Source organism: Cellvibrio sp. KY-GH-1, assembly GCF_008806975.1.
GTDB lineage: Bacteria > Pseudomonadota > Gammaproteobacteria > Pseudomonadales > Cellvibrionaceae > Cellvibrio.
Window position 1 is genome coordinate 2,380,731 of the sequence record NZ_CP031728.1, and the last position, 21,334, is coordinate 2,402,064.

General features: G+C 49.5%; 20 protein-coding genes. 8 read left to right on the top strand and 12 right to left on the bottom strand.

Translation table 11 applies throughout. The features are described 5' to 3' along the window. Positions 1-168 precede the first annotated feature (168 nt). The 3 genes from D0C16_RS10360 to D0C16_RS10370 form a co-directional block, all read right to left on the bottom strand. Positions 169-1,755, bottom strand: a complete 1,587-nt coding sequence (locus D0C16_RS10360) for an IS1182 family transposase (protein WP_151032317.1) — start codon at positions 1,753-1,755, stop codon at positions 169-171. A gap of 266 nt (positions 1,756-2,021) precedes the next feature. Next, complete coding sequence (locus tag D0C16_RS10365; RefSeq protein ID WP_151032318.1) at positions 2,022-2,309, bottom strand: hypothetical protein; 288 nt, start codon at positions 2,307-2,309, stop codon at positions 2,022-2,024. 996 nt (positions 2,310-3,305) lie between these two features. Continuing rightward, positions 3,306-3,722, bottom strand: a complete 417-nt coding sequence (locus D0C16_RS10370) for a hypothetical protein (RefSeq protein WP_151032319.1) — start codon at positions 3,720-3,722, stop codon at positions 3,306-3,308. A 1,425-nt stretch (positions 3,723-5,147) separates the two neighbouring features. Here D0C16_RS10370 and D0C16_RS10375 point away from each other — a divergent pair. Continuing rightward, positions 5,148-6,134 carry an integron integrase gene (locus D0C16_RS10375; protein ID WP_151032320.1) on the top strand — a complete coding sequence of 329 codons (987 nt, stop codon included), beginning with the start codon at positions 5,148-5,150 and terminating at the stop codon, positions 6,132-6,134. Between the two features lie 29 nt (positions 6,135-6,163). On the opposite strand, the gene flgN is transcribed toward D0C16_RS10375, so the two are convergent. The 9 genes from flgN to D0C16_RS10420 form a co-directional block, all read right to left on the bottom strand. Beyond that, positions 6,164-6,607, bottom strand: a complete 444-nt coding sequence (flgN, locus tag D0C16_RS10380; RefSeq protein WP_151032321.1) for a flagellar export chaperone FlgN — start codon at positions 6,605-6,607, stop codon at positions 6,164-6,166. Then, positions 6,604-6,882 carry a flagellar biosynthesis anti-sigma factor FlgM gene (gene flgM / locus D0C16_RS10385; RefSeq protein ID WP_151032322.1) on the bottom strand — a complete coding sequence of 93 codons (279 nt, stop codon included), beginning with the start codon at positions 6,880-6,882 and terminating at the stop codon, positions 6,604-6,606. The genes flgN and flgM overlap by 4 nt, the downstream gene beginning before the upstream one ends. A gap of 231 nt (positions 6,883-7,113) precedes the next feature. Then, a complete protein-coding gene (locus D0C16_RS10390; protein ID WP_151032323.1) occupies positions 7,114-7,536 on the bottom strand; it encodes a flagellar FliJ family protein in 423 nt (140 codons plus the stop codon). Between the two features lie 34 nt (positions 7,537-7,570). Further along, a complete protein-coding gene (gene fliI, locus D0C16_RS10395; RefSeq protein WP_151032324.1) occupies positions 7,571-8,935 on the bottom strand; it encodes a flagellar protein export ATPase FliI in 1,365 nt (454 codons plus the stop codon). Between the two features lie 2 nt (positions 8,936-8,937). Beyond that, a complete protein-coding gene (fliH, locus tag D0C16_RS10400; RefSeq protein WP_151032325.1) occupies positions 8,938-9,645 on the bottom strand; it encodes a flagellar assembly protein FliH in 708 nt (235 codons plus the stop codon). A 79-nt stretch (positions 9,646-9,724) separates the two neighbouring features. Then, complete coding sequence (locus D0C16_RS10405) at positions 9,725-10,798, bottom strand: FliG C-terminal domain-containing protein (protein WP_151032326.1); 1,074 nt, start codon at positions 10,796-10,798, stop codon at positions 9,725-9,727. Further along, positions 10,770-12,446 carry a flagellar basal-body MS-ring/collar protein FliF gene (gene fliF, locus D0C16_RS10410; RefSeq protein WP_151032327.1) on the bottom strand — a complete coding sequence of 559 codons (1,677 nt, stop codon included), beginning with the start codon at positions 12,444-12,446 and terminating at the stop codon, positions 10,770-10,772. Before fliF ends, D0C16_RS10405 begins: the two co-directional genes overlap by 29 nt. A gap of 20 nt (positions 12,447-12,466) precedes the next feature. Continuing rightward, positions 12,467-12,874, bottom strand: coding sequence for a flagellar hook-basal body complex protein FliE (locus tag D0C16_RS24680; RefSeq protein WP_151032328.1), 408 nt, complete (start codon positions 12,872-12,874; stop codon positions 12,467-12,469). A gap of 67 nt (positions 12,875-12,941) precedes the next feature. Continuing rightward, positions 12,942-14,414, bottom strand: a complete 1,473-nt coding sequence (locus D0C16_RS10420) for a sigma-54-dependent Fis family transcriptional regulator (protein ID WP_225319034.1) — start codon at positions 14,412-14,414, stop codon at positions 12,942-12,944. 491 nt (positions 14,415-14,905) lie between these two features. Here D0C16_RS10420 and D0C16_RS10425 point away from each other — a divergent pair, with 491 nt between their 5' ends. From D0C16_RS10425 to D0C16_RS10455, 7 genes are all read left to right on the top strand, one after another. Then, positions 14,906-15,766: a FliM/FliN family flagellar motor switch protein gene (locus tag D0C16_RS10425; RefSeq protein ID WP_225318976.1), complete on the top strand. Its 861-nt coding sequence runs from the start codon at positions 14,906-14,908 to the stop codon at positions 15,764-15,766. Then, entirely contained in the window at positions 15,763-16,152 is a 390-nt protein-coding gene (fliN, locus tag D0C16_RS10430; RefSeq protein WP_151032329.1) for a flagellar motor switch protein FliN, read from the top strand. Before D0C16_RS10425 ends, fliN begins: the two co-directional genes overlap by 4 nt. Beyond that, complete coding sequence (gene fliP / locus D0C16_RS10435) at positions 16,149-16,898, top strand: flagellar type III secretion system pore protein FliP (protein ID WP_225318977.1); 750 nt, start codon at positions 16,149-16,151, stop codon at positions 16,896-16,898. Before fliN ends, fliP begins: the two co-directional genes overlap by 4 nt. Positions 16,899-16,963: 65 nt before the next feature. Continuing rightward, positions 16,964-17,236 carry a flagellar biosynthetic protein FliQ gene (locus D0C16_RS10440; protein ID WP_151032330.1) on the top strand — a complete coding sequence of 91 codons (273 nt, stop codon included), beginning with the start codon at positions 16,964-16,966 and terminating at the stop codon, positions 17,234-17,236. Between the two features lie 17 nt (positions 17,237-17,253). Continuing rightward, the gene (gene fliR / locus D0C16_RS10445) at positions 17,254-18,042 is read left to right on the top strand and encodes a flagellar biosynthetic protein FliR (protein ID WP_151032331.1); all 789 of its coding nucleotides are present in this window, start codon (positions 17,254-17,256) and stop codon (positions 18,040-18,042) included. Between the two features lie 3 nt (positions 18,043-18,045). Continuing rightward, positions 18,046-19,179 (top strand): flagellar type III secretion system protein FlhB, encoded by a 1,134-nt coding sequence (gene flhB, locus D0C16_RS10450; protein ID WP_151032332.1) that lies wholly within the window; start codon positions 18,046-18,048, stop codon positions 19,177-19,179. Positions 19,180-19,181: 2 nt separating this feature from the next. Continuing rightward, entirely contained in the window at positions 19,182-21,272 is a 2,091-nt protein-coding gene (locus D0C16_RS10455; RefSeq protein ID WP_151032333.1) for a flagellar biosynthesis protein FlhA, read from the top strand. Positions 21,273-21,334: the final 62 nt, after the last annotated feature.

Here is a 21,334-nt window from a genome sequence, read left to right on the forward strand (position 1 = left end):
AGCTTCAACGAAGCCGTAGAAAAACCCAACAACCACTGAATTTACTTACAGCTAATTGATTAATAATTAATTAGCCAACTTTGCCTAACTGTTCTTGGATTTTCAATTGCTCTTATTCATTAATTGCGTTGCGCTTTGAAAAAGCGAGTTGTTTGCCTATATTCGTTCTTATTTTCGCTTCGCGTTGGTCAAATCACCATAATTCGCGAGCTTTTCTATATTGTGGATCATACAAAACAACTGCCATTGCCCCTGAACTTTGGCTTTGCCACGTAGACTGAAGCGCTTTAGCCCTTTGTTTGTGCCGATATTAGCGAACACAGGCTCAACCGTGGACATGCGATGACTATAAACCATTTTGCCAAATTCGCTATCGACCCGAGACTTCATCCATTCGGTATATTTGTTTTTGGTTTCCTTATCAATAATAAAGGACACCTGCCGCCCATGCCCGGTTCGATCATTGGCTGAATCCGGGTTTTGCATGCACTGTTCCTTTAGCGGGCATACCCGGCACTTGCTGAGCCTTCCTTCAAAATACAACTTTTGATGTTTGCCATAACGATCCGTCCCTTCACGCTTTAACCACATGGTTTCCCCTGCTGGGCAAATGCAGGTTTTTGTCGATGCATCAAAGTGGAATTCACTAGCCGGAATGACTTCTTTATAACGGGTTTTTATTTTCTTGATGGGCTTGCGCTTGCCATATTTCGCTTTCTGCTCAGCAAATTTTGGGTCGCGACTGCGAAAATTATTATCTGGAATATAAGCATTAATTTTATGGGTGTAGAGGTATTCCATATTGGCCTCATTAGCAAAGCCAGTGTCCGCTGTAACCAGTGTCTGCTTGCGATAGATATTGTGCGCAAATTTCAGTTTTTGGTAACGCACCTTAATACTTTCAATAACAGGCTGTAAGGTGTGGTGCTCCTGGCCTGCGCCAAAGGCTTGGGCATCAATAATGATCTGGTGCTTTTTATCAACTGCTGCAATACCGTTGTAACCCTGGACGGTACCTTTGCTGGTCGTCATCTTGGCTGATTCATTATCGGTAATATTGCTTTTTACTTCAGTCGGCCGTTTCGCCTGCCCCATCCGTGGGGCTGCTGTCTTTAGGAATTTATCAATCTTATCGTGCGCTTTACTTAAGGTTTCGATTGTCTGGGCGGTGCGCCTTTGCTTTTCTGCATCGGCAGATTCGGTTTTATCGATACGGCGGTGCTCCCGCATATGGTGCCGAATCAACTTTTTTAATTTGGCGCGTTTCTGCTGCAATTCTTTAAATGTTCCCGACCATTCCTTGGAGGCGTTAGAGGACATTTTGCAACCATCAATCGCAAACAGCTCATTGCCCAATAATCCTTGCTCATGACAAACCAACAGAATTTGTTCGAACAGCGCTTCAATCGCTTGCGGATGACTACTGATAAAACTGGCGATAGTAGTGAAATGAGGAACGGTATCGCAAGAAAGCGCTTTAAAAATAATATTGTTCGTACAGCACCACTCAATTTCGCGGCTGGACGTAATACCTTTGGAGTAAGCGAACAACACAACACTGAGTAAAATGGCAGGGTTATACGCAGGCCTACCGCCATCTTTGTTGTTGTAAGCGTAATCAAAGATAGAAAGATCGAGCTTTTCATGAATCAAGTAATGAATAGCGTGCTCGAAGGTGCCGGGTTGCAACTGGTCGCGAAAATTAATCACCACCATCGCATTTTGATCATGATTGTAAGGAATAAACTTTGGCATAAGCGCACTCCTGAGGGGATGCGCCATTTTAACGAAAAACAATCGATTTTTGGGGTTTTTCTACAGCTTCAACGCCGAGCTAAGCGGCAGTTTTTAAGTTGTGAATTTGTGGAATACTTTTGCGTAGCAAAACCACAAAAGCGCGACTTAAAAACTGTCCAGCGCACGGAGTGCGCGGTGCTTCAGCGATTTGTTAGGCATATTGCTATTAAGGTGAAATAGCCAAATAGAGATTTAATAGATAATTAAGTAAATTGTTTTCAATACTATTTCTCAATAACCATTTTTAAATCTACAGCATTTCTAATTTTTTCAAATAGTGAGAAATCACCTTTGAGAGCAATGTACTCTGATTCAGTTATTTCACCAGCTACAAATTTTGAAGAAAAATTCCCAATATCGAACTCTAAATAGTACTTACCATTTTTATGCAAATATGTTGACCAGAAATTACCATGCGTGGTTTCCACATGATCTACATCTGCTTTTTGCCTTGCACTGGCCATTTCTTCGTCAGTTGAATAACGGCCCGGAACGTTTTTGAATTCGACCATAACGATGCTCTATTTTATGATGCTGCCTAACGTTAAGTTCAGGGGCGCTTTGTAAGTGGCGCGTTGCGATAAACTTCGCGCAGCGATATTGCATAAGCGCTACTTACAAAGCGTCCGCTGCAACGCCTTGTTACAAATAATAGTTTTTGGTTTGGTTCATGAAAAACTAAAAACGCTTTTTCTCGCAGAGCGCCAACCAAAATTTCCGAAGCAGTATGAATAAAAAACTAAAAATACCACAACGATTAGAAAACTAAACCTGCTTAGCAACGTGGAAATAAAACCTTCGTTCTTTCAATTGCTAAAAACCACGCACTTGCCGAAGCATGTAACAAAAAAATTCTCATTCTTTAATTGGCTAAGAATAGAAGACTAGCCGAAGCGGAATACCCAAAGCTTTCACTCTTCAAGAAATTTTAGCTTTTCCTTCTTCGATGTTTCCGTAGCTGTAGCTTTTAATTCTTGCCCTTTGTAACGCAAAGTTAATGGGCGGTTTGTAAGTTGCGCGTTGGCGAAATACTTCGCGCAGCGATTCGCTTAAACGCGCGACTTACAAACTGTCCCAGCGCACGCAGTGCGCGAATTAAACGACTTGTTGTAAGCTTAACGTATGCCGATGCTACAACGCACATACTTTTACGAAAACCGCACCAACCTATTTCTTACAGCGCACAGACTTGATGGAGCTTTTGCCGAGCGCGACTATTAATTTTCCAACCACACAGCCAACTATTACTGCGGTGAATTTAGCACGCCAATGAAACGGACGTGAACTACGACTAACCGACCATAGGCCAGACCGAACGGCAGGTAAACTTTCAGATAACCGCGCGTGCTTACGGTCTACAAACTTTCCAAGTGCGATATAAAAAACTGCAAACCTTTACCTTACAACGTTGCGATAACCGGTGGTTTTTAAGTAGCACTTTTGCCGTAAAATGGAGCGAAGCGGAATGGCAAAAATGCTACTTAAAAACCATCCGGTTCATTGCCTTGTTAGAACCTTTTAAATTTACGATATAGCCATAAAAAAGATAGCGAAAGCAAATATAGCGGCAACAAAAAAATGGCACCTAAAATAACCATGTTAATTCCGCCATTACGATTAGAAGCCAAAACTCCATTTTGCTCTATACCAACAACGCGAAACAATAGACGGGATTCATGAAGTGTTACTTTAACGTTTATGGAAAGCATTTCAGCAACCGAAGGGTTCACCGAATATTCTTTAGCAAAAGCGTTTGGTTCTTTGATTTTTACTGAAACAGATTTGAAGCCTTTTTGACTACGAATAGGCTCTGCAATATGGGTGACAACACCCTCAATAGATTTGTACTCTAGTAAATATTGATCAGTTACTAGAGGAATCCAGATTAAAAGTGCAACAATCCAATAAATTATTCGTTCTTCCATAGTGACAGTTCTAACGCCAAGTTCAGCGGCAGTTTGTAAGTTGTGTGTTGTGGAATACTTTTGCGAAGCAAAACCACATAAGCGCAACTTACAAACTGTCCAGCCACGAAGTGGCGTGCTGCAACGCCTTGTTAGAAATATTTTCAAATTTAATATATTAATAAATGTTAGCTAACTTTATTATATGATACTGATAAATAGAAACTAGCATAACTATTCTTTGAGCTTATAGTGCTGATGTGTATGAATTAAATAGAGCCATACAATGGCCAATACAAATATTAGTGTATAAACAGAGTAACCTAGAATGCTTTTAGCATTAAAGCCAAAAAATCCGGCAAGAGAAATGAAACAAACTCCAAACATAACCATTATTTCAAAAATTGTTTCTAGCTTAAACCTTACTAGCTCCAGTTCTGAGCTGCAGGTGTTACAAAAATATTTCGGTTCCCGTTGATTTAATATTCCACTTCGAACATTTGAAGTCTCGATTCTTGGCCCACGCCAAGAAATCCTGGCTTTACAGTAAGGACAATAGTCGCTCATACTTTCCCTTTCTAACGCCGCGATAAACGGTGGTTTTTAAGTTGCACTTTTGCCGTAAAATGTAGCGAAGCGGAATGGCAAAAGTGCAACTTAAAAATCCATCCGTTTGATTGCTTTGTTACATTAATTAGAATGAGTTTTTTGTGAATGAATAGCGATATAAAGCATATAAGGTCAGCATTGATATTACCCCGATATTTAAGGCTGTATTGATTGTTGACGCACTAGTGCTGGGTAGACTGTGATGCTGAAAACAATGAAAGTTATAAAATACAGAGAATAAGCCGTATATATAAAAGTATTTCACCCAAAACTGTTGATTAAATATTTTCTTATTATTTGAGTACCCAAAAACGCCAATTGAGCTTACAAAAACAAAAGCTACTGTGGCAATGTTGAATATGTAGTGAAACAGGTCCTGCTGAGCAGTAAGTACAATTTGTATGCTACCCAAGGAAAATATTAATAGAAAAGCTGCAAGTATGTTCCATGCCTTGTTATTTGGTTTGATTTTATTTTCGCTGCCATTCATATGACTAAAGACTCAATTCCAAGAGAATGTAACATTTGTATACCGCGCATGCGCGCTATCTCCCCTCAGAAAATCCCTTATGTGTTTCGCCTAAGCGTTTGAAGCTAAACAAATTAACCTTTTACAACAGGGATTTTGGAATAGGAAATACGCGCGTGCGCATTAATATTCCAGAGCATGCGCGTATTGCGCTTATGTCTGGCCGCTAAGGTCTTGAATATAGGGGGCTTTTAGTGGAATTGGAAGTGGATATCGCGCAGTGTAAAGGCGAAATTTGCGCATTGGCATTTTTTGGTTAACAATATACTGTATATCCAACCATAAGTATCTTAAAGGGAATTAACCTTATGAAAACCAAGCACAGTCCATTTTTAGAAATGGTCCGCGGTGAAATTCGGCTGCGTGGTTATAGTATTCGCACGGAGAAAAGTTACCTGTTTTGGACTCGCCAGTTCATTTTATTTCACCAAAAACGCCACCCGGCTGAAATGGGTAAAGAAGAAGTAAAGGCATTTTTAACCTGGCTTGCGGTAGCGCGAAACGTTGCTGTAAATACCCAAAAAGTTGCGCTTAATGCTTTGGTGTTTTTGTATGCGAAAGTATTGCAACAAGAGCTTGGGGATTTGGGCTTTACGCTTGCGGTTAAGCAACGGCATTTACCGGTAGTATTAACACCTGATGAGGTGGTGCGTATTCTCGCGCAGCTGGAGGGAAGAAATCGTCTTATTTTTGAATTGTTGTATGCGAGTGGTTTACGTATTACCGAATGCATGCGCTTGCGGGTGCAAGATGTCGATTTTACCCATCATTCAATTTGCGTGCGCGATGCCAAGGGGAATAAAGATCGGCAAACGTTGCTGGGAAAATCACTGGTGCCTGCGTTGCGCGAGGCGATTGAACACGCGTTAGAGATACAGCGGGAAGACAACAAGCGTGGCATTGGCCCCTCATTTCCTCACCTGCTTGGCGTAAAATTTCCTAACGCATTTCGGTCTGCGGCCTGGATGTTTTTGTTCCCTTCCGCAAGCCTTACCAAAAATTTGGTCACGCAAGAACTTTGTCGCCATCACTTGCATGATTCAGTTGCCCGCAAAGCCTTGCAGCAAGCGGTTGTTGCTTCAGGTATCGACAAAAAACGCGTGACCTGCCATAGCTTTCGCCACTCATTTGCAACACATTTATTGCAGGCCGGCTGTGATATTCGCAACGTGCAAGAGCTGCTAGGCCATAACGATGTAAAAACAACACAAATTTATACTCACGTATTGGGCGAGCATTTTTCGGGAGTGAGCAGCCCATTGGATCGATTAACGATGCTAGGGTTTAGCAAATAATTCTGCGAAATGCTTAAATCGGAATTGATTTAGTAATATCGTGGCGAATAAACCTGCGCTGCCGCATTCCCACCCAATATTTGATTGAGAATGTCATTGTGCATGGCGAGGAGTTTGCCGTTGCGCTCATTGAGTGACTTAGTGAGCTGGATTAATTTTTCCAGTTCACTCCAGCGCTGAAGGTAGGTGTTACGGTTGGGTATGGGGCAATGCATTAATAATTTTTCCATTGCACCAGGAACGGAAGGCGATAAACCAAACGCCGAGAGAATTTTACGGCGGCGTTCAGCGCGCGCACGGATAAATTCCACCAGTACCATAATTTGTTGGTTAATCGATTCTATTTGCGCGCTGTTGCGCACCAGCAGCTGTTCATACAGGCCCTGCATTAAACGTTGCAAGCCCTGGTAGTCGGCGCAATCCAGTTCTATGTCGCGTCCGGCCAGTTGTACCAGCTGCTCACTGCGGGTCATACATCGGTTCCGCGATGGTAGGCGAGAATGCTGTGCGCGAGCACTTTGACATCGCTGCTCAATTCACCATTGGCCAATGCCTTTTTGATGGCAGCTACCTGATCCAGATCGATTTCCGGTAATGCGCGCATGGCTTCCTGCAATTGCTCCAAGCGCGGCTCGGGTTTTGGGCCAGCAGCGGCCACTTTGGGCTGTTCAGCTGCTTCGGTTTTGGTACTTGCGACAGGCTCGGCGGGAGCACTGTAACCGGCTTTGATGTTTCTGCTGATTTCCATAATGGAGTCCTGCAATTGTGTTCGTTGCTCGGGTCTTTACCTGAAAATGACCCTGTTATTGCCTAAGGGCGACTGCCCCGCGCAATAACTTAAATCCTTCGGTGAATTTTTTAATCTCCCCCAGCCCCCTTGGCTGCGCGCCCCGTTTCAAAGAGGGGAGACAAGCCCCTCCCTTTGAAACGGGGCGCGCAGCCAGGGAGGCCGGGAGGGATTTCAATCAGTTGGGATAGATTACCCCTGATTCCGCCACCAGCCCTGACCAGCCAGTCCATCCTGAATTTTTTGCTCTTGCTGATTAAGCAGCAACTGCCATTGGTTCATTTTTGCATCTATCACATGAGCAACGATTTTCTCGCTGCGCATGGCGTTCATTAGTTCGAGCTGGATACGCGCGAGGTTTTCCTCCGCGACGGCCAATTCCTTGCGCTGCAGTTCCACCATCCGCAACAAAGTGCCTTTGTATTGCTGCTGGTTATCGCGCTGTAAAGGTGTGGTCATGGGCGCTGTAAAACCACACAGGCGTGTGAGGCCGGTAATGTTGTTGCGATAGCGCTGGCACAGGTTTTGTTGATAGGTCACGCGGCCCAGCATTTGCTGCACGCGGGTTGCGCGCAAACTGGCGAGGCGACCGAGGGTATCCAATTGTTCTTTCATTATTTTCTACCGCCGTTCATGTTGATCACCCAGGCTAACGAATAATATTTTTCAATTCCGCCAAACACTGTTCCAGCTCCGCCCCCTGTCCTACGTCTTGCCGCAGAAAACGTTCGATGGCAGGCGCAAGTTGCACCGACTGATCGGTTTTTAAATCCATGCCTGGCGTATAGCCGCCGAGCGGAATCAATTCTTTGATTTTTTCGTAGGTGCTGTAGTACTCCTTCAACTGGCGTGCGGCCTGTTGATGGGGCTTGTCAGTCACTTGCGTCATGCAGCGGCTCACTGAGGAGGCGATGTCAATCGCGGGGTAGTGGCCAACATCGGCAAGGCGGCGCGACAACACAATATGGCCATCCAGAATCGCACGCGCGCAATCCACAATCGGGTCTTGATGATCATCGCCTTCGGCGAGCACGGTGTAGAGCGCACTTAAGCTGCCGCGCGCACTTTCACCGTTGCCTGCGCTTTCCACCAGTTCCGGCAACATGCCAAATACCGAGGGCGGATAACCTTTGGTAGCCGGCGGCTCGCCCAATGCCAAAGCGATTTCGCGCTGCGCCATGGCATAGCGAGTCAATGAATCCACCAGCAACAAAACATCTTTGCCCTGATCGCGAAAATAAGCGGCGATGCTGTGGCACAGCTCGGTAGCTTTCATGCGCATCAGCGGCGATTCATTGGCCGGCGCAACTACCAAGACAGCTTTGCGCAAACCTTCTTCGCCCAATGAATGGAGGATAAATTCCTGTACTTCGCGACCACGCTCACCGATCAAACCAACCACCACAACATCGGCCTTGGTCTGGCGGGTGATCATGCCAAGCAACACGCTTTTACCCACACCACTGCCGGCAAACAGCCCTACCCGCTGGCCTTTGCCGAGGGTAAGCATGGTGTTGATGGCGCGCACCCCCACGTCCAGCGGAGCAGACACCGGTTGGCGGCGCAGCGGGTTTACCTTGGGTAATTCCATGGGTAGCGGGTCACGCCCACTGAGTTTGCCCAAATCGTCCAGAGGTTCACCCAAGCCATTGAGTACGCGCCCCAGCCAGGAATCATCAATATGCAGGCTGGTGTCGTCATCAGCCGGGAACACCCGCGAACCAGCAGCTAAACCGAGCGGCTTTTTAAAGGGCATCAAGTAAGTCGTATCACGGTTAAAACCCACCACCTGTGCATCCAGCATGCTGCCGTCGCCCTGCTCTACATAGCAGCGCTGGCCAGTCATCCGCTGGCAGCCGTGGCTTTCCAATAACAGGCCGGAAACGCGCACCAGCCGACCACTTACCCGGGCAAGCTGGATGCTATCGAGCGATGCCAGGGCTGCATCGAGCTTGAAATCGCTCAGCGGTGATGAATTGACGGGAGCGCCCCCCGATTCTGAAGAAGGGCTCATCGCTAGACTTCGGCCAAATGCATGTGTTCAGCAAGGGTGTCGATACAGGCATCCAGTCGCTGTTGGCAACCGATATCCACTTCCGTTTGCGCGGTCACTATGCGGCATTCGCCCAGCGCGAGTTTTTCATCGGCGACCAAACGCCAGCTGGCGGCGCGACCGGGAGCGAGGTCTTTGATGCGGTTGTACTCTTCCGGATGCAGATGAATGTTCACATCGCCCTGATCTGCCGGCATGGACGCAAGCGCTTCTTCTGCCAAATTTAATAGTTGGGTGGGGTGTAAAGTCAGCTCACAGCGGATCACTTGCTGCGCTACCTTCTTTACCAGCTGCAATAATTCACGGCGGCGTTTGCGATCAAAATCTTCCATAAACGCATTGAGGTGCTGGCTGATTTGGTCGAGTGGCTGGCTGGCGGTTTCGAACATCTGCCGCCCCTCGGTGCGCCCTTCCTCGCGGCCACGGGTCAATCCTTCACTGCGGCCGATAGCAAAACCTTCGCGCATGCCTTCTTCTTGCCCCTGGGTTAAACCCTGCTGATAACCTTTTTCTGAACCTTCCTGAAAGCCATCGGCAATGGCGCGTTGCAGGGCTGCCGGGTCGGCATCCCAGCTCTCGCCCGCCATACCTTTTTGACTAAAACTAACGCGCGGGGGAAAGCGGAATGGGCGCCAGCCTTTACCTGAATCTTTAATTATTTTTACCGTCATCTTTCGCCTCAACTAACTCTAGGGTTTCTTCGCGGAACCTAATCCACGCGTTACTTATTCCACGGTTTGTTCGCGGAACTTATTCCACGGTCTGTTCACGGAACAGCTGCAACTGGATCTCGCCGTTAGCGGCCATATCGCGCACCACCGCCATAATGTCTTTGCGCACCTGCTCGATACGACTTAAAGGCACCGGCCCCTGGCGGCGATTGATCGATTCCATCTGCTGCGCCTGACGCTTGGGCATGGCCGCCGCAATTGCTTTGCCCAATGCCGGCTCAGCACCTTTCAGTGCAACCACCCACTCTTCCAGCGGAATCGCTTCCAGCAGGATTTGCAGTACTTCCTGGTTTTGGCGCGAGAGGATAAAGAAGTCGTACATCTCGTCTTCGATCTTGCCCACCAGGTCTTTATTGTGCGAACGCAGCAATTCGAACATCTGGTTACGGTCGCCTTTGAAGCGGTTCATGATGTCTGCCGCCTGCTTCACGCCGCGCACACGCGACCCCTGGGTCGATAACACCGACAGGCTGCGGTCGATCAACTCTTCCAATTCCGCGATTACATCGCTGTTTACTTCATTGAGGTTGGCTATGCGAAACAGCAGCTCGTCCTGGGTGTGGGCCGGCATGCATTCCAATACTTCGCTGGCCATGGCCGGTGGCAAAAAGGCGAGGAACACCGCCTGCATTTGCGCATGCTCTTTCGCGATAAGCGCGGCAAATTGCTTGGGGTCAATCCACTCCATCTTCGCCATTTTTGCGCGGATTTCTTCGCCGTAAATGCTATCCAGCAGGTTGCGGGTGATGTCGCTACCCAGCGCCTTGCCCAGCATGCTCGACAGATAATTGCGCGAGGCGCCCTTGATGCTGCTCTGCTCTTTGTAGTCGTCAAAGAAGCGGCCAATCACATCGGTCACCATTGGCTGTTTCACATTGCTCAGGCGCGCCATGGCCTGGCTGACACTGACGATTTCCTCGCGCGAAAAATGGCGCAACACGCCGGCAGAGGCGCTGTCGCCCATGCTCAGCAAGAGTATCGCCGCCTGTTCAATCGCGCTCATATTGCGCAGGTTTGAACGGGGCTGAATGGCATTAGGCGCCGCCGGGTTAGCGGCGGCAGGATCAACTGGCTGGGTTAAGGGTTCTTTCATTTCGGCCTATCCACTGTTTAAGGACTTCGGAAACACGTTCAGGGTCATTTTTCGCAAGCATTTGCAGGTGCTCGATTTGCAACTCCAGCCCCGACCCAGGCGCCGGCAAGGTGATCTCGGCCAGCGGGCTAAATTCGCCCAAAATGCGCGGGCCGGTTTCGCCTGCGAAAGTTCGGGGTTCGGTGCGTTCCATCGCCAGGTTCAAGGCCGGTTCCGGTGCAGGCATCAACACTTGGGTGTTGGAGCGAATCAGATCACGCAGGGCCGGGCGCACCACCATAAAGATCAGCAGCAAGCTGACCAGCCCGAGAACTCCCATCTTCGCCAGGTCGTACACTTGATTGCTCTCCCACCAGGGCAACGCCTCAACCGGTGCCTCGGTCGCGGTAAACGGAAACACGCTCAGGGTTAGCAGGTCGCCGCGCTTCTCATCAAAACCGACGGCGCTTTTCACCATGGATTCCAGCTCTGTGCGCGCTTCTGGCGTCCAGCCACCTTCCGGCGCAGTCGCGGCGTTAATCACTACCGCCACACTCTGGCGACGCAAGGCAAAAGGTGCGTGTTTAACGTGGGTGACGGATTGGTCGTATTCCATCTGGCGATTGGATTCTTTGCGCAGTGAGGTCGCCGCTTTGTTTTCTGTTGCTGACTCAGCAGCCACCTCACCTTCCGCTGCGCCATCGGCCGGTTGGTTTTCCTGCTCGGCCGGCGGCACCGGGCGATTACTCAGGGAACCGGGTACGCCTAGCGCGAGCTGATCCAGCACGCTTTCATCGCGGGTGATTTCCGAGCGCAAACGAGGATTATTGCCGTAGGACTGGAGGGTTTCTTCGCGCTGACTGAAATCCACGTCCGCCGCTACGCTGATGCGGTAGTTACCCGCGCCCAGCACTGGCGCCAGCACTTCTTCCACATTGGTTACGGCTTTGGTTTGGTAGTCATTCACCAAGTCCCAGCTCTGTACCGGGCCGGCGGTTTCATTCAGGCCGCGCGATAAAAGCACGCCGTGTTGATCCACTACGCTTACGTCTTTTGCGGCAAGCTGCGGCACGCTGCTGGCAACCAGGTTCACAATCGCACTGACTTGTTCGGGTTTGAGTTTGTAACCGGGTGCCACTTGCAGGATCACCGAGGCTTTGGCCGGGTCGCGTTTACTCACGACAAAGGAGGAATTTTCTTGCAACGCCAGATGCACGCGCGCCATTTCCACGCCTTTCATGGTCATCACACTGCGCGCCAGCTCGCCTTCCATACTGCGCTTCAGGCGCACATCCTGCACAAACTGGCTGGTGCCCAGCGGCTCTTCCTTATCAAATAATTCGTAGCCATCCGGCTTCTCGGCCTGCACACCTTTGGCACTGAGTAGCATGCGCGCGCGCGCAATCTGATCCTCGCGTACCAGTACTTGCCCGGTTTGTGGATGTAAGTTGTAGGCAATGGCTTCAGTATCCAGCACCTGCATAACATCGGCGGCCGAATAGGCTTCGCCCGCACCGTATAACGGGCGATAGGCGCTTTGGTCACGCCATAAATAAAACACTGTACCAATTGCCACCAGCGCCGCGATTCCCGCCAGAGCCATGAGCGACAAGCGCGGGCTCAGCTTGAAATTAGTGGCAGCCAAGCGATGTTTAAGTAATTGAACCATGTTGATATCTCACCCGATAATCACAGCGGCATGCGCATAACTTCTTCAAATGCGCCGGTAACTTTATTGCGCACTTGCATCAGGGCCGAAAACGCCACACTCGCTTTCTGGCTTTCCACCATCGCGCCCACCAGGTCGTCGCTCGCACCGGAATCTACCGCTTCGGCCATAGCGCTTGCCTTGTGCTGCTGGGCATCTACGGCCTTGAAGACATCCTCAAACGCGGTGCGAAATCCTTCCTGGTTGCCCACGTCAACACTGCCTGTGCCTGCAGCCCGTTCAAGACCCAGGTTCAGCGCACCATCCACACCAAAGTGGCTGGCCGGCGCAATGGCCGGGGCTGTTGCGGGGCCGCCGGCGCTAGCTGCCTGCTTGATCTGGTCCATGCGGCCAAGCAATTCCTGTTGAACTTGCACAATTGAACTCATGGTTTATTCCTCGTTGACGCTGCGTCAGTTAATGCTGGTTGAGAATAGGGACATCGATAAAACAGGATCAAAACGTAATCTGCACACCCTGCTCGCGCATGGCATTCAGGCGATAGCGCAACGCGCGCGGGGTCATCCCCAGGCTTTCCGCCGCCTTGGTTTTGTGGCCGCCAAAACGGCGGATGGTGTCGATAACGTGTTGGTATTCAGCCCATTTGCCGCTGGCACGCAGCGCGGCTTTACCACTGACTTCGGCGCTGATCGATGCTATTGCCGGCATGTTGGCTTCGGTGGGCGCACGCAAGCCCAAATCCTGTGGCTGGATAAACAAGCCATTGCGCAGCACCAGGGCGCGCTGCAACATATTTTCCAGTTCGCGTACATTGCCCGGCCAGTTGTGCGCAATCAGCGCATCGCAGGCAGCTTGGGTTAAAAGGTCGTCGCGCTGTTCATGGGGCGCGTGTTTGCGAATCAAGCGGCTGGCCAGTGGCAGCACATCGTCTTTGCGTTCGCGTAGCGGGCTGATGTGGAGTGGCAGAACATCTAACCGGAACATCAAATCCGAACGGAACCGTCCCTCAGCTACTTCCAGCGGCAAGTCGCGGTTGGTCGCGGCGATAATGCGCACATTCAGGGGGATTTCTTTGTGGCCGCCGAGGCGCTCTACTTTCTGTTCCTGCAATACGCGCAACAACTTGGCTTGCAGGCCGAGCGGCAATTCGCCGATTTCATCCAGCAGCAAAGTACCGCCGTTGGCCAATTCAAACTTGCCCGGTTGGGCCGCCGTGGCTCCGGTAAAGGCGCCTTTCTCGTGACCGAATAACAGGGATTCGAGCATTTGCTCGGGAATCGCCGCACAGTTAACCGCGATAAAAGGGGCATCGTCCGCGGCTGAAAAGCGGTGAATGTAGCGCGCCATCATCTCTTTGCCGGTTCCGGTTTCGCCAGTGATCAGGATGGGCGCATTCGCCATGGCCACACGCTGGGCCATCGCCAACAACCGGCGGCCAGCGCGCGAGCGAGTGACAAAAATCTCTTCTGCAGCCAGGGCGGACTCCAAACGCTGCAACAAGAGTGTGAGTTGCGAACTGCTAAAGGGCGCGAGCAGATAATCCACACAGCCCATTTCCAGCAGGGCGGCCGCTTTTTCCTGATCGGCGTATTCCACCACCGGAATAATGCTTAGCTGAGGAGCTTCAGCGATCAATGCACCCACGCGGGCAAACAGGCTGGAACCGGGGAAGCTGCTGACAAACACAAACACCATATTGGCACTGGCAATCAGCCCGCTACTCAGCTCGCCAAATTCCGCGCAGTGAATTAACGGGCAGCCAGTGTATTCCAGGCTGGCAGTTAACTGGCTATAGGCCTCATCGCGCGGGCGACCGAGAATCATCACCTTGCGTGCGGGCTTGGCGCCGCTGGTAACTTCCGCCACCTGAACCCGCTTGAAGCTTTTATCGTCAAACAGACGCTCATCGGCAAATCGATCATTGCGGCCTGTGAAGCGAGTGTTGATTGTCGCCTGGTTTGTGGACATCACCGTCATCACCTTTCCTGTCTGATTAGGATCAGCTAATAGAATCATCTATTAGACTTTGGCTATGAATTTATTGGCTTTCATTGGTTTTTCATTAAAGTTTTTCTTCCCTTCGGTCGCCTTTATCTTTCAAGCCGCGCTATGGGCTGACATAGATACATGTGACGCAAGACCAGAAGATATGTGAACCACTTCATGTGTTCGAACATTAGCAACAGCCCTTCAAATCACTAAATCATTTGATCTCAAATGAAATCAAACGGGCTAAAACCCGCTCAAAAACAGCTTTTGATATCTATTGATTTAATCTCCGGCAGAACCCCCTCCTATACTCGCCTTCGTGACGATCATCACAGCAGCACTTTGACGCAGTGCCTGATCGTCCCGGGATTTACTGCAACAAAAGGACTGGGCTGACTGGTTACGGATTGCTCGCCGGCAATACGCACCAGCCAGGTAAATAGAAAGGCAACTCACAGACGTTCAACATCATGACAACCGTGAAGAGCACCATGACGATTAACGCCAAAGTTCATCACAAGGTAGCCGCCGACCAGCTGACACGGTTAAAGCCGCACAAGCTGGGCCGCCCCTATCACAAGATTCCGCAGTTCATCCACGAGATATCTAATAAGTATCCACGGGTGATCAGCGACTATTTCCTGCGCAATTACCGGATCAACCTGGAACTGACCCGCGTACAAGTCCATGAAGCGCGCGCCGAGGATGCCGAATGTCTCTATCGCGGCGCCTTGGGCAAGGTGGGTTTTGCAATTGAGCGCAGCCTGCTAACTGAAGTGCTTGAGTGTTACTACGGCGGCATAGGCCTGCCCAACCAAGGGGATACGCCGGTCAGCGTTTCCGAACAGCGCATGCGCAGCCGCCTGGGGATAGATGTGGCCCAGATTTTTGCGCGCGCCCTGCTCGGCGGTGAAACCTTTGGCGATCTAAAGCCCTGGGAAAACGCTTACGAAGACACCCAATGGGAATATGTTGCCGAGTTCCGCTACCACAGCCATATCACCAACAAGCAGTCATCCATCTTTATTTATCTGGATACGCAACTGGTGGATGAGCTGACCAATCGCATGACCAGCCCGGCACCAGCCCCGGCGAGCGTTAACCCGATCAACCAGATCATCCATCTGCCGATCCGGCTCAACTGTGTTATCGCCGCCCTGCAAATGCCCCTGTCTCAGGTGCTGGCATTACAAGTTGGCGACGTAGTGATGATGCGCATGCGCGAGCGCTGCGATGTAGAAATTAACCAGGAAAAACTCTTTCGCGGCGCCATGTTTGAAGACGATGGAGCACTCTTTTTAACCTCTCTGGAGAGCGTGAAAACATCATGAATAACCAATTCAATGACAACGACTTTGACAACCTGATGAGCGCGGGCGAACTGGGCTTGCCGCCCATGCAGGAGTCTGCCCCTTTTAACAATCCATTTGATGCGCCCGCACCCACACCGCAAGCGCCGCAGCAGGATTTAAGTTTCTTCGGCAAGATTCCGGTGAACGTAACCCTGGAAGTGGCATCCACTGAAATACCGCTCAAGGATTTAATGGAAGTGGATGTCAGTAGCGTAATCGCACTCGACAAGCTTGCCGGTGAGCCGCTCGATGTAAAAGTCAACGGTGCACTCTTCGCCAAAGCGGAAGTGGTCGTGATGAATGGCAACTACGGGCTGCGCATCCTGGAATTAACCGGTGCCGGTTTGAGCGGACTGACTTCATGATGCGTTGCTTCCACATCATTACGGCATTAGCCCTGTTATTACTGCCCTCGCCGTCGTTTGCAGCGGGCGGTGATATCACCTTGCTGAATATTACCGACACCGAAAACGGCCAGGAGATGAGCGTCAAACTGCAAATCCTGGTACTGATGACGTTGCTCGGTTTTTTGCCGGCGATGCTCATGATGATGACCTGCTTTACGCGCTTTATTATCGTGCTCGCGATTTTGCGCCAGGCGATTGGATTGCAACAGAGCCCGCCCAACCCGGTGTTAATCGGTGTTGCATTATGTTTGACACTGTTGGTGATGCGCCCGGTCGGCAACGAAATTTACACCAAGGCTTATGTTCCCTTTGAAGCGGATCAAATCACCTTGCAACAAAGTTTGGGTGAAGGAAAACAAATCCTGAGCCGCTTTATGCTCGCACAAACCAGCGCCAGCTCGCTCGACACCATGATCGCCTTGTCCGGTGAGGCGCGCCCCAATGAATTAAAAGATCTGGATTTTTTTGTCCTGCTGCCCGCGTTTGTATTGAGCGAATTAAAAACCGCTTTTCAAATTGGCTTTATGATTTTTGTTCCGTTTTTGGTCATTGACCTGATTGTCGCCAGCGTGCTTATGGCCATGGGGATGATGATGCTCTCCCCCATGATGATCTCCCTGCCGTTTAAATTAATGGTGTTTGTATTAGTAGATGGCTGGACGCTATTAGTCGGCACACTGACGACGAGTATTCAGCCGTTTTAGCGTTGTTTTTCAGCAACGTTTTTTGCACAACAATTTCAATTCTCCTTTTTTGCAGGGCGATAATCATGATGACTCCGGAAGCTGCAACGACGTTAATTGCCAACGCGGTTTATATCACCGGTTTGGTAGTGTGCGTGCTGATTGTGCCGAGTTTGATTGGTGGATTGATCGTGAGCATATTTCAAGCCGCGACACAAATTAACGAGCAAATGCTGAGCTTTTTACCGCGTTTGCTAATCACCCTCGGCATGTTGTTATTTGCCGGCAACTGGATTCTGCAAACCCTGAGCGATTTGTTTGTGCAAATTTTCCAGCAAGCCGGAACCTTAATTGGCTAACGCCAATGAATGCACCTATGACCACGGCGCCTATTTTTGAACTCAGCCAATTGCTGCGCGATGCGCAAGCCTATTGGTGGCCGTTCTGCCGTTTGCTCGCACTACTGAGCATGGCGCCGCTGTTTAATCACAAAAGTGTTTCCATTCGCGTGCGCGTACTTCTGGCATTGGTACTGACGTTTGCTTTAGGAAAAATGTTACCCGTTCCACCGGAGATAGAACCCCTTTCACTCAAAGGCATTATGACCACCTTCGAGCAAATTATTTTCGGAGTGATTTTAGGTTTGATGCTGCAACTGGTGTTTACCATTTTTATGCTGGTGGGCGAAGTCATTTCCGGGCAGATGGGGATGAGCATGGCGCGCTATAACGACCCTACTAACGGCGTTTCATCGTCATCGATTATTTACCAGTTGTATTTTATTTTGCTGGTGTTTTTATTTTTTTCTATCGATTGCCATTTATTAATCATCAGCGTCTTCTACCAAAGTTTTATCCACTGGCCGGTGGGCGGTGGTTTGCATTATCTCGGCATTGAGGCATTTTTACGCGGTATTGCCTGGACCTTTTCGGCGGCGGTATTAATCAGCCTGCCGATCGTATTTTGTATGGCGTTGGTGCAATTTTGTTTCGGTTTATTAAACCGCATTTCACCCGCCATGAACCTCTTTTCACTCGGTTTTCCCATCACCATCCTGGTGGGCTTGCTGTGTATCTACCTGACCTTACCCAATATGCCACATAGCTACCTGCACTTAACGCGTGAGCTGCTGGACACTATTGGCCTCGCACTGCAAGGAGCCTGATAAATGGCCGACGACAGCAGTAGCCAGGAAAAAACAGAAGAGGCATCGGCCCAGAAACTCAAAAAGAGTAAAGACGAAGGGCAGGTCGCACGCTCGAAAGATCTGGCGACCACTATATCGCTGTTGGCAACGCTATTGGTATTGAAATACAGCATAGGTTTTTACTCGGAAAGCCTGCGCGGGAGCTTTCGTCTTTCTTACGTAAATTTCCATGAATCCACTATTCGTTTGGATGACCTGCAACTGTTACTAACAGAAAATATTATTCTGTTTATTAAAGTACTGCTGCCCTTGTTAATCACACCAATACTGGTTGTGAGCCTGTCATTAGTGCCTGGCGGCTGGGTGTTTGCCAGCAAGAATTTTATGCCGCAATTTAGCCGCATGAATCCCATCAAAGGCTTGGGAAAGATTGTCTCTGCACAAAATTGGACCGAGTTATTAAAGTCCCTGCTCAAAGTCACCGTGCTGTTGCTGGCGGCTTGGTGGTTGGTGATTGAAGCCAGCTCCCATTTAATTGAATTGCAACGCAGCGATTTACCCGGCGCTATCGGCAATGCATTCAGTTTATTGTTTAACACCACCCTCGCCCTGCTGGTGGTATTTATTCTTTTCTCGTTTATTGACATTCCTTTGCAGCGCTTCTTCTTCCTCAAAAAAATGCGCATGAGCAAGCAGGAAGTGAAAGAAGAACACAAAAACCAGGAAGGCCGCCCGGAAGTCAAAGCCCGCATTAAACAATTACAGCGGCAAATGTTGCAGCGCCAGATTAATAAAGTGATCAAGGATGCCGATGTGGTTATCGTCAACCCGGAGCACTATGCCGTCGCCTTGAAATACGATTTGAAAAAAGCCAAGGCACCTTATGTGTTGGCCAAAGGCGTGGATGAACTCGCGCTCTACATGAAGAAACTCGCTGCCAGCAATAATTTGGAAGTGGTGGAAATGCCACCTTTGGCGCGTGCGATTTACCACACCACCCGTATTAACCAGCAAATTCCCGCTCCGCTTTACACAGCGGTCGCTCATGTACTGACGTATATTTTGCACCTGCGCGCCTATCGCCAGGGCCGCCGTAACAAACCCATTTTGCCAAGCAACCTTCCGATTCCGGCCAGCATGGCCAACAGGACTTAACCATGAATCCACTCCAACAATTCAGCTCCAATTTCCGCAGTGGCCGCATAGGAATTCCACTGCTGATTTTGTCGATACTGGCGATGATTATCCTGCCGCTGCCACCGCTGCTGTTGGATATTTTATTTACCTTTAATATCGCCGTGGCGATTCTGGTATTGCTCACCAGTGTGTCAGCCAAAAGCCCGTTGGATTTTTCACTCTTCCCAACGGTCATTTTAATTACTACGTTAATGCGTTTGTGTTTAAACGTGGCGTCTACCCGCGTAGTGTTATTGGAAGGCCATGAAGGAACTGATGCCGCCGGTAAAGTGATTGAAGCTTTCGGTGAAGTCGTTATTGGCGGAAACTTTATTGTCGGCATGGTGGTGTTCATGATTTTGATGATCGTGAATTTTATCGTTATCACCAAGGGTGGCGAGCGTATTTCCGAGGTGACGGCGCGCTTTACCCTGGATGCATTGCCCGGCAAACAAATGGCGATTGATGCCGATTTAAATGCGGGTTTAATTTCGCAGGAAGATGCTAAAAAACGTCGCCAGGAAGTTGCCAAAGAAGCAGATTTTTACGGCGCTATGGATGGTGCATCCAAATTTGTGCGTGGCGATGCCATTGCCGGCATTTTAATTCTATTAATTAATTTGTTCGGTGGCTTTGCTATCGGAATGTTTATGTATGACCTGAGCGCCGCCCAGGCATTCCAGCAATTTGCATTGCTCGCAATTGGTGATGGCCTCGCCGCGCAAATTCCTGCGTTGCTGCTCTCTACGGCCGCCGCGATTATTGTTACCCGCATTAATGAAGCCTCTGAAATTACCGAGCAGGTTGAGAGCCAATTATTAGCGTCGCCAACAACACTTTACACAGTCGCAGGTATTTTATTTTTGCTCGGTGCAATTCCCGGCATGCCGCACCTGGCATTTTTTACTTTTGCAGGGCTCATTGGTTTTATTGCCTGGCGAATATCGCAGAGACCGGCGCCGGCCGATCCGCTTGAACAAGCCGAAGCCATTACCACGGCAATGGCGCAGGAACAAAATCAAAACCTCGCCTGGGATGATATTCCTGCGGTAGAAACCCTATCCATTTCCCTCGGCTATAAATTGGTAGGTTTGGTCAACCAAGCCGCTGGCGCGCCGCTTGCCCAGCGGGTGCGCGGCGTACGCCAAACCTTATCGGAAAGCCTGGGATTTTTGTTACCCGAAGTACAAATTCGCGATAGCCTGCGTTTAAAAGCGGCGCAGTACAATATTTATATTAACGGCGAAAAAATTGACGGAGCTGAAATTCACGCCGACCGCATGATGGCAATTCCCTCGCCGGAACTCTACGGTGAGATAGATGGAATTTTAGGAACCGATCCCGCCTACCGCATGCCGGTGGTATGGATTCTTCCGGCCGAAAAATCGCGCGCATTAAATTTGGGCTATCAGGTGATTGATTGCGCCAGTGTGATTGCCACCCATTTAAATAAAGTGATTCGCGCAAATTTGCCGGAAGTATTTAAACACGATGATGTAGATCACCTACTGCAACGTTTGACCCAGCAAGCACCGAAATTGGCTGATGCATTAAAACACCAGTTAAGCCTCACGCAACAACACCGTGTGTATCGCCAACTATTACTGGAAGAAGTCTCACTGCGCGATATCGTCAGCATCGCTACTGCGCTAGTGGAAGGCAGTGAAAGCACCAAAGATCCGGTATTACTATCTGCCGATGTGCGCTACGCACTGCGTCGCAACATTGTCACCAGCATTGCCGGGGAACGCAGCGAGCTTTCTGTGTTCGTATTGGATAATAATTTGGAGAATACGTTACTCAGCGCACTAAGTATCGCCAAACAAGCGGGACCAGTAAGTTTGGATAATATTCCCGTCGAACCCAACCTGCTCAACCAATTGCAAACCGCTATGCCGGTAGTCAAAGAAAAATTACGCAAGGAAGGTCACCCACCTATCCTTGCGGTAATGCCACAATTGCGTCCACTACTTGCGCGTTATGCGCGCGTGTTTAGTCCCGGTTTGCATGTGTTATCGCAAAATGAAATACCGGAAAAAGTCGGCGTTAATATTATGGGGAGTTTGGGGTAAACCGTAGGATTGTATGCTTTGTCACTTCAGCTACAGCAAGGCACGCTGTAGCAGTGACTAAA